This window comes from Rhodohalobacter barkolensis (assembly GCF_002834295.1).
GTDB classification, from domain to species: domain Bacteria; phylum Bacteroidota; class Rhodothermia; order Balneolales; family Balneolaceae; genus Rhodohalobacter; species Rhodohalobacter barkolensis.
In genome coordinates this window covers 194,876-209,590 of sequence record NZ_PISP01000003.1, presented here as the reverse complement: position 1 = coordinate 209,590, position 14,715 = coordinate 194,876, and the positions used below count along the sequence as shown (strand labels likewise).

The window sequence follows — 14,715 nt, the reverse complement described above, 5'->3', positions numbered from 1 at the left end:
AAAATGATTGAAATTCAATACCTTTCAGACCTGTGGAAATAAACACATATAAGGAATTTTCTGAATGGGTAAGAAGAAGAAAAAGCAGACGCCATTGATGCGTCAATATTTTGAAATTAAGGAGAAACACCCCGGGACTATTCTGCTGTTCAGGGTGGGTGATTTTTATGAGACATTTGCCGATGATGCCGTTTTGATTAGCAAAGAGCTGGGAATTACTCTAACCAAACGAAATAACGGTGGAGATCAAACTCCGTTGGCAGGATTCCCCTATCATGCACTCGACTCCTATCTTCCCAAACTCGTGAAACGTGGATTTCGTGTGGCCATCTGTGAGCAGACTGAAGATCCGGAAACTGCGAAGAAAGCCGGTAAGAAAATTGTGAACCGGGAGGTAACGGAGATTACCACCCCCGGGGTGACCATGTCTGAGAAGCTGCTTGATCATAAGCGAAATAACTATATCGTCTCGATTTTCTGGGCGGGAGGTACTGTCGGAGTTGCATTCTCGGATATATCCACCGGTGAGTTTGGTTTGAGTCAGGTCGGTAAAACGGAATTGGACAGTTTAATTCAGTCGCTGCAGCCGTCGGAAGTGTTGATTCAGAAAAAATTAAAGAACAGCGTTCCGGAAATTCTGAAATCAAACAACATCACCTTTATTGAAGACTGGGTGTATGAAGGGGATTACGGCTATAAAATCCTGACCGAGCATTTTAAAACACACTCCCTGAAGGGCTTTGGCGTAGAGGACTTGGAAATTGCACATCATGCAGCCGGTTCGTTGTTGCATTATATGCAGGAGACACAGAAATCTTCGCTGGGTCATCTGAAGCGGCTCTATGCTTATGAAAACAGCGAATATATGTCGCTGGACGGATCGACCAAACGAAATCTGGAACTGACGTCGAGCATGCAGGAGGGGGGAACCGACGGAACACTGGTTTCCATTCTGGATGCAACGTCTACGGCGATGGGGGGGCGTTTGCTGAGAAAGTGGATAATGCGTCCTCTGAAAAAAGCAGAAACGATTGAGAATCGGCTTGAGGCGGTCGATGAGCTGGTTAAAGACCACACATTGCGCGAAGAGTTGCGGGATGAGCTGGATCAGGTTGGCGATCTCGAGCGGCTAATTAGCCGGATCAGCGTGGGGCGAACCAATGCGCGAGATTTGAAACAGCTTCAACTTTCCCTAGCACAAATTACCGCAATCAAGAGAATTATAGGTCAGAGTGGAAGTGTACTTATCAAATCAATCAACAAACGGTTAAAGCTTTTGATTGATGTTCAGGAGCGAATCAACGGGGCTCTGGTGGAAGATCCGCCCGCGAGTATTCGAGATGGAGGAATATTTGATGAGGGATTCAATGAAGACCTGGATGAACTGCGAGAGATTGCCCGAAACGGGAAAAAATACATTGCCGAGATTAAAAATAAATTGGCCAAGGATGCCGGAATTCCATCCCTCAAAATTGGATACAACAAGGTGTTTGGCTACTACATTGAGGTGACCAACACGCACAAGGATAAAGTGCCGGAACATTTCATTCGCAAGCAGACACTGGTGAACTCCGAACGCTACATCACACCTGAGCTGAAAGAGGTGGAGGAGAAGGTTTTGTCGGCCGAGGATAAAAGCAAAACGCTGGAGGGCGAACTGTTTGAAGAGTTGCGACTCTATGTAGCCGAGTTTGCCGAGGATGTTCAACAGATTGCCACGGCCATTGCGGAATTGGACTGCATTCAAAGTTTTGCAGAGGTGGCCTTCCGGAATAACTACGTAAAACCGGAGATCAATGAAGAAGATGTGGTTGATGTGAAAAAAGGGCGTCACCCGGTAGTTGAGAAAACCCTGGAAGCAGGAGAGCCTTTTATTCCGAATGATATCTATCTGGATAACAGCGAATTTCAAATATTGATGATTACCGGGCCGAACATGGCCGGTAAAAGTATTATTCTGCGTCAAACGGGATTACTGGTTTTGATGGCGCAGATCGGTTGTTTTGTACCGGCCGAAAAGGCCACAATCGGACTTGTGGACAAAATATTTACCCGGGTTGGAGCCTCAGATAATCTGGCTGCAGGAGAGAGTACCTTTCTCGTGGAGATGAATGAAGCGGCCAACATTCTGAATAATGCCACACCAAAATCCCTGATTCTATTGGATGAAGTTGGACGCGGAACCAGTACATTTGACGGGCTGAGTATCGCGTGGTCGCTGTCGGAGTATCTGCACAACAAACCAGAAGTAGCTGCAAAAACACTTTTTGCGACGCACTATCATGAGCTCAACGAGTTAGAGGAGCGTTACGAGCGGATCAAGAACTTCAACGTACAGGTGAAGGAGCACGATGGGAAAGTGATCTTTCTGCGGAAATTGGTTCGCGGCGGCGCCGATCACAGCTACGGAATTCAGGTGGCCAATATGGCCGGTCTGCCGGATGTAGTGATTAATCGTGCGAAGGAAATCTTATCAAACCTGGAGAGTCACACGCTGGATGTGAGTCACGATGGAAACGGGGCAATGGCTCAATCAGCCAAAAAGAAAGAGGCGGCAAAGAAAGTGACCAAAGAGGTTGAGAAACAGGCAGAATTACCTCAGATGACGCTATTTGGATCGCAAATCGATCCGAATGTGGAAACGCTATTGAATAAACTGGAAGCCGCCGATCCTGATCGAATGACGCCTATTGAAGCGATGCTGATGCTGAGTGAACTGAAGCGTTTGGTAAAATAATCTGAATGAAACACTCCGCCAAACATATCTCAGACCGTATCCGCCTGATGATTGCCACCAAGCAGTTTCAGGTGGGGGAGCTGCTTCCCTCAACCCGGGAATTGGGCCGGCAACTGGGGGCCAGTTTTCATACCGTGCGCAAAGCGTACCATCAGCTTGCCGATGAAGGATTGATCACGCCAGAGCAGGGACGCGGTTTTGTAGTGAACCGGCAAAGTACCTCGCTCGATAAAACCCAGCGAATTGAGATGGGAACCGAGAAGATGCAGGAGCTGCTGGAAGAACTGATCGGTTACGGTCTGGATGAAAAGGAGATCGAAGCGATTTTTGAAGAGCAGATCAGCTACATGGAGTGGCCCGACCGAATTCAAAGTATTGCAACCGTGGGGGAGACAGTGGAACTCGCCAAGCTATTGTCAGACTCGATTAAGAATCAGATCGGCGTAAAGAGTGTACCGATATCGGCTGATAATTATGATAGACTGGTTAAGTACGATGCTCTTTTTGTACCGATTCATCTTGTAAGCGAGTTTCGATCGCTGAGTAACACCATTCGCCTGTTGCCGGTTGTTTTTCACTACGATGCGGATGTACTTCTTTCCATTGTGGATCGCTCGGGCATCGAGGCGATTGGCCTGGTTACGGCCGAAGAGGAATCGATCTCAAAAATTATTGACGAGCTAAAAACACTCATGAACTTTGAAGGCGCGTTTGTGGCTGGTGCCACCTACGGCAAATCCCTGCCACTTTTTGTGCGAAATACCGATCTGATTGTCTATACTCCCGCCAGTGCCCGGCTAGTGGAACAAAAAGTGCCGGAAGTTAAACGGATCAAATTGGAGTACATCATTTCAGAAAAGAGCGCGCAGATGATTCGGTCGGAGTTGTGGGATCAGTAGATTTTTTGTGGCGAGAGGGTAGATGCTAGAGGCGAGTTCGTTTTCTGAGTTTGCCAAACGTGAAAAATTGCAGACCAAATTGGGGGCAAATAAAGTTCGATTGTACTTAATGAAACTGTTAGTTTCTATTTCTGAAATAAATTAAACCATGAGTTCGATTGATCATCTGTTTAGTGGACTTAGGGGTGGTTAAAAAGAATATTTGAGTCTCATTTATCTAATTTCGTCTTGGGACAACCACCCCCGCCCCCTCCTTACACAGGAGGGGAGTGTTGTTACCTTAGTTTAAAATCGAACTCAAGTTAAAACGAGTGAGAAAGAATTTGATTTCTCACTTTTCACGTTTGCCGTTTTACCCAAAAGATGGATATAAAAAAACTACTCGATCAAGCCATAACCGCCCTCGAATCGGAGATTGAAACGGTTCGGGAAAAACCGTCATCGGATGTACTCTTTGCAGGAAAAAGAGAGAAAGTAACCGCTTCAGACAGTGTGAACTACAAGTTCGAATCTCATCAGCCTGCCATTCGGTTTGCGGAGGAGATAAAAGCGATGGCCGGTGAAAAAAGCTGGACGGTTCATCCCGTTTCGTTTGAGGACAAAGAGGTTACCTTACAATTTCCTGAGGATGTTGGCAGTTCTATTTCAGAAGTACACGTGGAGTGGGAAAACGACTTTATTCTGAAGAAAACCTTGTCTGAAATCGCAAAACTGAACAGCCGGGAAAAAAGTGAACTGGAACGCCTCGAACATCTCTTTGAACCGAATGGTCAAGCGATTCCCGGTCCGGATGAAGTGGATGACGATGGCATGCGGAACGAAGCGCAGCTTGACGCGATTCGAATGTCTATGAATCGCAGGGCGACGTTTATCTGGGGGCCGCCCGGAACCGGTAAAACCGCTACGCTGGGATATATTATAGCCAACTACCTGAAGAACGGAAAAAAAGTCCTCTTTGCATCGAATACCAACAGAGCCGTTGATGTTGGACTGCTGAGTGCACTGGATGCAATTCAAAAGATTGGGCTGAATATTCCACAGCATAGAATCACACGTTTTGGGGAGGCCGCGCTGGATGCTTCTGAACTGGAGCCGATTCTCTTTTCCAATCAGCTTGAACAGACGATTCGTAAGCGGCAGGAGCAGGCCGGAGAGTGGATCGGATTGATGGAGCGCAGAAAGCAGGCGCTGCAGGCCGTTGAAAAACGTTTCCGAAATGGTAAGCAGCCAACAAACAATCAGGAGCTGGAGATGAAGCTGATTGAGCAGAAAATTGAGGATGCCGGCGGACTGGAGGAGTTGGAAGAGAAGCTTGAGGAGTTAAGTCAGGTGAACGACCGAGCTGAGCTGTGGAAAAAACAGCTTGTGGCCACAACATTGGCTAAGGTATGTACGTCTGATCTGTTTCATGATCTCGATTTTGATGCTGTTGTAGTAGATGAAAGTTCGATGGCGAATCTTCCCTACATGATGGTACTCGCGGCTCATGCCAAGTGGCACATGGTGGTTGTGGGCGACCCGATGCAGCTTCCACCCATTGCTTTGACATCCGACCGAAAATCCCGCGAGTTTTTGGAGAAAGATATTTTTACTACGGTTTCCGGCGCCGACTCATCAGAAGCCCTCTTTCGCTGGCACGACGAGCATCCCGAATTCACCGCCTTTTTTGATACGCAGTACCGCCTGGAAGAGTCACTTGCCGATGTGATCAGTACTGTGTTTTACGAAGGCCGATTGAAAACCGGCAAAATTCAGGATCAATCGCTAGGGGAGCTTTCTGATCGCGCCTTTCATTTGGTCAACACTTCTAAGTATGGGCCGTTTCTGGAGCAGAAATCCGGCGAACGGGGATTCAAGCCGATCAACATGGTTCATCAAGAGGTGGTTGAACGACTGCTGAAAAATATGGGTGGTCGCGGCATTTTCATGGAAGATGTTGGGGTGATTGTGCCGTTCCGAAGTGCAGTTTATGATCTTCGAAATCGTCTCTATGAAGCCGGCATCCGGAATGTTGAAGTGGGAACCATTCATACCTTTCAGGGTCGGGAAAAAGATTACATCATTTTTGATACGGTGATGAGCGGTGAAAAACAGAGAGGCACCAAACGTCACTATTCCGTACGTCCGCTCGATGAGGAGAAAAACGGTTTGAGTGTACCGCGGCTGCTGAATGTGGCTTTCTCAAGAAGCCGGAAAGAGCTTGTGGTTATTGCCGATATGGATCATGTGGAGAGGGTGTACGGCGGAAAGTTTTTAGGAAAGCTTCTGAAAAGAATTGGTGGGTGATTGAGACCTGTCAGCGTTCAGCGCTAGCTGATCCTGACAGCGTCTGGTTACACGCATTAAACACACTCCTCGCCCGACTGAACAGAGCTTTGCGCTTTCATTCGAACTTTTCCCCTCTCGAGAGGGGAAATGTGCAGTGAGCGTTCAGCGAACAAGCAAGGGGTGTGTTGAAGTCTCTTCGATATAGCTTTGATCATCCCCCCGCCCCCCTTCGAAGGGGGAGCTTATGCTGTCAGGTTTGACTCTAGCCAATCAACTTAAAACTTCGAGCGAATCGCCCAAAGATCCGGGAAGATGGGGTTATTCAATGTTCGGTGGAGATACCCGGCGCCGTCTGATCCACCGGTGCCTTTTTTGGTGCCGATGGTTCGCTCTACCATTTTTACGTGGCGGTAGCGCCACTCCATCAGTCCCTCGTCGTAATCGATAAACAGTTCGCAGAGCATGGCCGCTTCGGGGTCGTTGTTCATAATATTGACCAGCTCGGTTTGATTGTGATCAGACGGTTCAAAAACCAAACCATGCTCATTTACCCGTTCCGGTATCTCAATGTCATGACCGCGGTGTTGCAGGTATTTGCAAAAACTTTCCCAGAGAGTGAATTCTTTCTCCCGGTCAAGTAGATTCTGTTGAAGTTCCGGCTGGTCTTTGTGCACATCGATGATGTGTTTTGATCTCATGCCGCAGACAATCTCCATCTCGCGAAACTGTACCGACTGAAACCCGCTGGCACTCTGCAAAAATCCCCGGAAACTGTTGAACTCTAAAGGAGTCATTGTTTCGAGGATGTCAATTTGGGAGACCATCGTTTTCAAAATGGTCAGCACGCGTCGCATCGTTTTGGTGGCGCCCCAGGTATTTCCGGTCTCCAGATCAGCACGAAGCTTATCAAATTCATGCATGATCTGTTTGAACCACAATTCGTATACCTGATGAATGATAATGAAAAGCATCTCATCGTGCTCTTCCGGTTTCGATTCCGGCTGCTGCAGTTCAAGCAGCTCTTTTACTTTCAGATAGGATGTGTAAGTCAGACTTTTGGATTCGCTCATGTGTTTGGCTCAGAATGAGATTCAGGTTTTGGGGAATATAAGAGTATTGAGTAGAAAGTATCAGGTATTGAGTTTTGAGAACGCAGACCTGTCAGCATTCAGCGTTGGCTGATTCTGACAGCGTCTATTTTGTGATAAGGCGAAAGTTAAAAGTTAAAGGAAAAAATCTCCCCTAATAAGGGGAGAATAAGAGGGGTGTATTTAAGATAAAGTTTGTCTTACCAATTCCTGATACTCAATACTCAGTACCTGCTACTTCTTTTTACACCACTTCTCAAAATCCTCAGCCGATTTAGTATTCAGCACCCGTGCCGGCTCAAATTTTGCCTTTCGAGCGATCATCACACCGTAGTGAATATCGTCAATTCCCTCTACAGAGTGGGCATCCGGGTTGATGGAGGTTATCAAGCCAACTTCTTTCGCCTTGTTTCCATACCTCCAGTCGAGATCGAGCCGCCATGGACTGGCATTGATTTCGATTACGGTGTTGTGCTCAACAGCAAGCTCAATCAGGCGGTTGAGGTCCAGTTTGCTCTCTTCACGTTTCAGCAGTAGACGCCCGGTTGGGTGACCCACAATTCGTGTGTAAGGATTTTTGATGGCGTTCTCAAAACGGTTCATCATATCCTCCAGAGACATACTCAGTCCGCTGTGAACACTGGCAATCACAAAATCGAATCCGGCGAGGATTTCATCGGGATAGTCTAATGAGCCGTCACTTAAAATGTCCGACTCCATCCCTTTGAAGATCTTGAACTTTTTCCCGGATTCTTTGAATTCCTCGTTTAGCCGATCAATCTCCTCCCACTGCTGTTTTACCTCATCGGTCGTCAAGCCTCCGGCGTAGGCTGCTGTTTTGGAGTGATCGGTCAGGCCAAGATATTCATAGCCACGTTCCATACACGCTTCGGCCATCTGTTTGATGGTATATTTTCCGTCACTCCAGGTACTGTGGGCGTGAACTACGCCTTTGATGTCGGAATCAGAAACCAGCTCCATCGATTTGTGCTCCTCATAAAACTCAAACTCACCGCGATCTTCCCGATGTTCGGGCGGTACAAAATTCAGCCCAAGCTTTTCGTAGATTTCTTCTTCAGATGAGGTTTTTACGGGCTGATCAAAATCGGTTTCTTTTTCATCATTGAGCTTAAAAAGTCCATATTCATTCAGAGCCATCCCACGCTCGCGGGCCCGCTGACGCATTACGATATTGTGCTCTTTACTGCCGGTGAAGTACATCAGAGCGGCAGGAAACTCGTTCGGTTTTACAATCCGCAGATCCACCTGTCGGCCATTTTCTGTTCGAACCGAACTCTTTGTATCACCGCGTCCCAAAACTTCAACGACCAGCTCATGATTTACAAATTGATCAAAAATGGCTTCGGCATCATCCGTATTCGCCGCAACAAGAATATCGATGTCACCAATAGTTTCGCGGGATCTCCGAAGTGAGCCGGCAATCTCACACTGTTTTACCCCATCAATATTTTTGACGAACTCAAAGACCGGTTCGGCGATTTCAAGAGCCTGATCGAGCCGGGCCCGCTGCCCGAATTTTTCCAGATACTCAATCGATTTGATAATTTTGTCAGCAGATTTCTGACCTAAACCTGGAAGATCAGCAACCGCTCCGCTCTGGCACGCCTCCTTCAGTTCGACGATTTCGGTAATGCCCAGTTTCTGGTGAATTTTAACAATGTTCTTGGGACCCAATCCCGAAATGTTCAACCATTCGATTAACCCTTTTGGCACGCGCTCTTTCAGATCTTCGAGCACGGGCATGGTTCCGGTTTCCGCATAGGCCAGGATATCTTCAGCTATCGACTTCCCGATTCCCTTGATGTCGGTGAGAGTACCTTCTTCAATATGCTTGGCGATCTCGTCGTTGAGTCCCTCAATGGTCTGAGCAGCCCGATCGAATGCTATAGCCCGAAACCGGTTCTCCCCGGCAAGCTGCATCAGGTTATAAATTTCACGGAGTTTTTCGGCTACTTCCTGGTTGGTCATAGAATTCTTTGTTTTGGTTTTTCTAAACTCGTGGCACGACTTGGAGTCGTGCCACGAGTACACTCTTTTATTTGATATCCTTCAACACAAAACTACGAAAAACCAATTCATCCCGACAGTTGTCGGGAGAAAAAGCTGTGGTTTTTTGAAAAAGGCACTTTCCATTTAGTTTGAAAATCCCCTATCTTTACAAACTCTGATTCAAATGGAACATTTGAATCATTTTTTTTACCAATAAGCCCCGGTGGCGGAATTGGTATCCCGAATGCTTTCGGGATTGAGTGCTTGTGTCCCGATAGTTATCGGGACGTGATGATTCGACTCGATTTACAGTAGAGTTTTGAAATTTTGGTAAGTAACAGTTTTTGTCCCGATTCCTGATACGCTGAACAAGGACAGAATTGGTACCCCGTAGTTTTACGAGATTGAAGGTCGTGTGTCCCGACAGCTGTCGGGACGTGGTGGTTCGACTCGATGCACAGCAAAGATTGAAATTTTGATAAAAAACTTTTTTGCCCCGGTGGCGGAATTGGTAGACGCGCACGCTTGAGGGGCGTGTGGCCTAACGGCCGTGATGGTTCGACTCCATTCCGGGGCACAATTAAAGGCTCATAACGTTCATCGTTGTGAGCCTTTTTTATTTCCACCAAGTGAAACGATCTGTCCGGTTTGTACGTAGAGTAGATTCAAATTTACTTTCACGGAAATAGATGAATGAGATTTCGACTGATTAGTTTTACGATTCTACTGCTGCTTACCCCGGTTTATGTATTTTCTCAAACTGAAATTTCAGGAACCATTTATGATGGACAGACCGGTGAGACTCTGCCGGCGGCTACTGTTATTCTTGAAAATAGCCTTCGGGGAACAATTAGTAATGAAGAGGGGAAATATTCAATTCAGGTCGATCAGCTCCCGGTAACAATTCGTGTAAGTTACATCGGCTATGAAAGCTTCAACGTTGTGGTTGATGAAAACAGCCCCCGGGTAATTGATGTTAGATTATTTCCTTCAGTTACGCAGATGGAGGAAATTGTGGTTACCGATAGAGATCCCGGACTCACCATTATGGAGCGAGTGATTGAAAGGAAAAAGCTATGGCGGGCAAATTTAGATTCCTATCAATCGGAAGCATATACCCGGCAGATACTGGAAAATGACACGTCGATAGTATCTATTACAGAGAGTAGTTCAACGTTGTACTGGCAGAAGGGAGAAGGGCACAGGGAAATTCAAAAATCAACCCGCCAAACGTCCAATATAAACGCAGACGAAAATTTTGCAGGTGTCCGCTACCTACCTAATTTTTATGATGACAATGTTGAAATTGCCGGATATAACATTGTGGGCATTACTCATCCCGATGCACTTTCCTACTATCACTTCAAGCTTTTGGAAACACTGCAAATGGACGGTGTTCCGGTCTACAAAATTGAGGTGACTCCCAAAAGAAAACTCCAGCCAACATTTAAAGGCGTGGCTTTTGTACTTGGCAGGCAGTATGCCCTTGTGGATGTTGATTTAAAACCCAACGAGGTAGTGAATTTCCCACCTCCGGTTCAGGACTTTGATCTATCCTACAAGCAACAATTCAGTAACTATGGGAGGGATTTTTGGTTGCCGGTGGATATGAGAATTGAAGGGCGTATTCGTATAGGTTTAATCGGATTACAATTTCCGGCTATTAATTTTAAGCAGGTTTCCAGGATTTCTGATTATCAGGTCAATGTTTCTATACCTGATTCAATCTTTAATAATCAGGACACATTTACCAAGGCTGATACCACCTATAAGGAAGAAGTTACCTTTGTTGAAATACCTTTAACTGATGAAGAGCGTCGTGCATATGAGACGATAGACAGCACTCAGACTATGGAAGAAGCGTTCAGACCGGAGGGTTTTTTAGCCAGGATGCTTGATGATGAGGAAGAAGAAAGATCAGGCCCATTATCGGGTATTGGGAATCTTTTTCCTGATGGAGTAGGTCTACGGGCGAAGTATAATCGGGTAGAGGGTGTTCACATAGGATTGAATTATCAGAATGAGATCTCAAATCTTAGTTTAAATACTAAAATTTTCGGGGGCTATAGTTTTAACAGTGAAACATGGGATTATGGAACAAACCTCGTGAAGCAAATCGCAACGCTGGATAGGATAAGTCTGGATTTGCACTTGCAGTATCAGCAGACAATGGATACCCAGTATCAATCCAACAACTATACAGTTGGGATGAATAGTTTTGTGACCTTGATTGGAGGGGATGATTATTTCAACTATTTCCGAAATGAACAGCTTGGGGTAGGTGTTGAAGTCAAAAATATTTTAGACAAGACTGATCTGAAAATAATGGGTAGACACGAAATTCACCGGTCCACTTTAACTGATGAAGTTGTTGACTTCAGACTATTTGATTGGGTAAATGAAAGAAGGTTGAATCCGGGAATTTCGGAGGGAACGGTTCGATCCGTTTCAGCGGAAATTGGATATAATGTTCAGGAAAGAAACTTTGGATTTGCAGGAAATCGCCAGATTCTGTTAAAAGGGGAGTTTAGTAATTCTGCTTTAGGTAGTGATTTCGATTTTTCTTCACTTATGGTGAGCATTGACTGGAATTTCGGGACATTTTATCAACGCAGGCTGTTTGCCAATACGCTGGACATCCATCTATCCGGAGGTACGATATTGGGTACACCTCCAATTCAGAAACTGGGCTCAATCGATGGGTCACTGTCAAGATTTACCCCGTTCTCGATTTTAAAGACAAAACCTTACACGCCGTATGTGGGTAATAATTTTGGACTGGCCGTTGCGGAGCACAATTTCAGGACTATTCCCTTTGAAATTCTTGGATTGAACTATTTTGTAGAGAAGGGCTGGGGCATTATTCTCTTTGGAGGTGCCGGATTTGCTGAGGGAACAGATGAATTTTCCGGACTGAGTATGCAGTCGGATGGAATTCATTCTGAAGCCGGGGTAAGCCTGAATAGCATATTTGGAATATTGCGGCTCGATTTTGCAAAAAGACTAGATGCTCCGGGTTACTTTTTCGGTTTTAGTGTGCCACGGTATTTTTAGAGATTTAAATCAAAGAAATGCTTAGAAATAAAAAAAGGCGAGCTGAATTTTCAGCTCGCCTTTTAGATTGAAAACTAAATTAGTTTCCTGGTGAGAATGGGTATGGATTCAGAGGATGAGACTCTGCACGTCGGTTTTTCTCACAACCGGGTGTGTCCGAATCTTTTTCAGCTTCAGCACATTCTACCGGAGCTTTTCCAAGACCTCTGTATTCGATTCTGTCTTCTGCAATACCGTTGTCTTTGTAGAAATTAACAACTGCATTTGCTCTTCTCAGACTAAGTCGCTGGTTGTATTGGTCGCCACCAATGTGGTCAGTATAAGCGTCTACACGAACTCTGAAAGCTTCAACTTCCATCAATTGGTCAACGTTTTCAGAAAGTTTTCTTGCATCACCATCTCTGATGTCAGATTTGTCAAAATCGAAGTTGATGGTATTCAATTCCTCAATATAGGGAGGGTCATTTGAATCGAGTGGATCTGATCCCATTTCAATTTCTTGACCGTCAGTAAATCCGTCTCCGTCAGAATCTGGATCCAGTGGATCAGTTCCTAATTCATTAACCTCTTCTCCGTCAGAGAGTCCATCTCCATCAGAATCGGGGTCAAGCGGATCAGTTCCGTAGTTATCTACTTCCTCTCCGTCAGAGATTCCGTCTCCATCCGTATCGGCACTTAGCGGATCAGTTCCGTAAACATTTACTTCATCTCCATCAGAGATTCCGTCGTCGTCGCTGTCCGAATTTAAAGGATCAGTTCCGTAAGTGTTCACTTCTTCGTAGTCAGTAAGTCCATCTTCATCCGTGTCCGGTGCGAGTGGGTCTGTACCATAAACGTAGATTTCATCGTAATCGGAAAGCTCGTCTCCATCACTGTCACGCTCCATCAGCTCTTCGTCAGAGAGGCTCATGAGGTATTCGAGTGTTAATGGATCTGGATCCCCTTCAGGTTCGCCGGTACCGCAAGCTTGAAAAACAAGCACTGAGGCAAGCAAACCAATGAATAAGTAAGTTGGTGATTTAAACATTGTTATTCTCCTGTACAGTTAGTGTGAGGTTTTAAGTTAGAAATTATTCCACTTTAACAAAAAATACATAACCAACAATCGCAAACAAAAATGTTTTTTTGACAAATGCTTGTGAAAGGTGATATATTCTGCCTCGATGGGGCTATAGCTCAGCTGGCTAGAGCGTCGCGCTGGCAGCGCGAAGGTCCGGGGTTCGAATCCCCGTAGCTCCACAATGGTTTGTACATAACAGAGAATATTTAGCGGGTTTTAAGTACGAACAAACGGTGAGTTTGTCAGTCTGAAAAGCATCGTATTTATTCTCCATAAATGGTATTTGTTTTACGTTAGTAGCAGTTAGCGAATGTTCCACATCTTTTATTTATGAAAGCATGACTAAATCGGCCATTGTGAGACAATTTTTGTAACTGCTTTTTTCCATTCTTGTTCCAATTAAATGTAGCCTTTCTCAATCTGTCGGTTTTCATATCGAAATTACTGCCAAACCACTCATTAAAAATACCCAGACCATCGAATTGTCGATCTTGGCAATTACAGATGGAAATTCTTTGGGTAGATTGATAATTATTCAGTACCGGTGACTGCTAGCTGCTCGTGAGCATATTCAAATGGTGGGAACCACAAAACAGTCAATAGAAGAGACGGGTTTTCTCTATTTCAAATTGACTTGAATGAGCAGATATTTAGTAGGGAGTCGATAAAAAAAAGAATCTATGGAACTAGTTGATAGAATGCGTAGTAAATAGATCTAGTAAAGAAATGAATCGTCAAGCTGAGAATGAACTTTTTTAATACAATAGCCCCCATATTTATCTTTCTGCTCTTCGGAATTGGATTGGTAACCGAAGAATCGGTAAAGGCAGATAGCCCTGAAAGGGAAATCGCCATTGTTCTGCATTTTGATCCCAATGTTGATGTTAAAGATTCATCAAAGGATACATTTGACCAACCCGGTAGATCCCTTTTTAGCGGCGATACACTGACAACCGACGAAAAAGGATATGCACTGGTTACGTTTATGGATCAAAGCGTAGTAAAAGTATGTCCGCTATCAGAGTTGATAATCCGGGGTGAGATGGATCGTAATCAAAACGAAAATATCCGCATTGATCTGAACAGAGGTGGAGTTTTTCTAAATGTAAACCGGCAGGTTAGCAGTGAATTTGAGATTACTACTGCATCTACAATGGCTACCGTTAAAGGGACTTCTTTTGGCGTAATTTCTAACGGATATTATTGGGTTGAGCAAGGTATGCTTGAAGTGATGGCGTTACAATCCGGCCAAACTATATCGGTGCGCAAAGGTATGTTTGCACAGGTGGATGAGAGCGGAACGGATATTACAACGGGTCAGCTGAGTGAAAAAGAGCTTGGCAGGCTTAATTCGCAATACAACGCATTGGACGAATCGCTGATTCAAAGAAGGTTGATATTTAGTCTTCGCGCTGCGAATGGCCAAATTCTTGAAGAGGGTGTTGAGTTCAACGAGCCAAACAATAACTAACATCATGGTTGAATCGATTGCAGATCTAATATTCAATTCATCAGAACGGTTCATTTCAAAAAAATATTAACTACTCAAATGTAAACGATCTTGGATCTGATTTTGCAGCATTGCCAAATGATCGTATA

The 14,715-nt window shown here is 45.1% G+C and carries 8 protein-coding genes and 2 tRNA genes; 7 read left to right on the top strand and 3 right to left on the bottom strand.

Annotation, left to right across the window (positions count from 1 at the left end):
• Positions 1 to 64: 64 nt before the first annotated feature.
• The 3 genes from mutS (at position 65) to CWD77_RS10840 (ending at position 5,922) form a co-directional block, all read left to right on the top strand.
• The gene (gene mutS, locus CWD77_RS10850; protein WP_101073594.1) at positions 65 to 2,737 is read left to right on the top strand and encodes a DNA mismatch repair protein MutS; all 2,673 of its coding nucleotides are present in this window, start codon (positions 65 to 67) and stop codon (positions 2,735 to 2,737) included.
• Positions 2,738 to 2,742: 5 nt separating this feature from the next.
• Complete coding sequence (locus CWD77_RS10845) at positions 2,743 to 3,636, top strand: GntR family transcriptional regulator (RefSeq protein WP_101073593.1); 894 nt, start codon at positions 2,743 to 2,745, stop codon at positions 3,634 to 3,636.
• A gap of 363 nt (positions 3,637 to 3,999) precedes the next feature.
• The gene (locus tag CWD77_RS10840) at positions 4,000 to 5,922 is read left to right on the top strand and encodes a DEAD/DEAH box helicase (RefSeq protein ID WP_101073592.1); all 1,923 of its coding nucleotides are present in this window, start codon (positions 4,000 to 4,002) and stop codon (positions 5,920 to 5,922) included.
• 257 nt (positions 5,923 to 6,179) lie between these two features.
• Here the strand turns inward: CWD77_RS10840 and CWD77_RS10835 are convergent, their stop codons facing one another.
• On the bottom strand, positions 6,180 to 6,974 hold the full coding sequence (locus tag CWD77_RS10835; RefSeq protein WP_101073591.1) for a tryptophan 2,3-dioxygenase: 795 nt from the start codon (positions 6,972 to 6,974) through the stop codon (positions 6,180 to 6,182).
• A gap of 252 nt (positions 6,975 to 7,226) precedes the next feature.
• Positions 7,227 to 8,981, bottom strand: coding sequence for a DNA polymerase/3'-5' exonuclease PolX (gene polX, locus CWD77_RS10830; RefSeq protein ID WP_101073590.1), 1,755 nt, complete (start codon positions 8,979 to 8,981; stop codon positions 7,227 to 7,229).
• A 514-nt stretch (positions 8,982 to 9,495) separates the two neighbouring features.
• Here polX and CWD77_RS10825 point away from each other — a divergent pair.
• Positions 9,496 to 9,579, top strand: a tRNA-Leu gene (locus CWD77_RS10825).
• A 116-nt stretch (positions 9,580 to 9,695) separates the two neighbouring features.
• Positions 9,696 to 12,056: a DUF5686 and carboxypeptidase-like regulatory domain-containing protein gene (locus CWD77_RS10820; RefSeq protein ID WP_101073589.1), complete on the top strand. Its 2,361-nt coding sequence runs from the start codon at positions 9,696 to 9,698 to the stop codon at positions 12,054 to 12,056.
• Between the two features lie 79 nt (positions 12,057 to 12,135).
• Here the strand turns inward: CWD77_RS10820 and CWD77_RS10815 are convergent, their stop codons facing one another.
• The gene (locus CWD77_RS10815) at positions 12,136 to 13,083 is read right to left on the bottom strand and encodes an OmpA family protein (RefSeq protein WP_101073588.1); all 948 of its coding nucleotides are present in this window, start codon (positions 13,081 to 13,083) and stop codon (positions 12,136 to 12,138) included.
• A 138-nt stretch (positions 13,084 to 13,221) separates the two neighbouring features.
• Here CWD77_RS10815 and CWD77_RS10810 point away from each other — a divergent pair.
• A tRNA-Ala gene (locus tag CWD77_RS10810) sits at positions 13,222 to 13,295 on the top strand.
• 566 nt (positions 13,296 to 13,861) lie between these two features.
• On the top strand, positions 13,862 to 14,587 hold the full coding sequence (locus CWD77_RS10805; protein WP_101073587.1) for a FecR domain-containing protein: 726 nt from the start codon (positions 13,862 to 13,864) through the stop codon (positions 14,585 to 14,587).
• Positions 14,588 to 14,715: the final 128 nt, after the last annotated feature.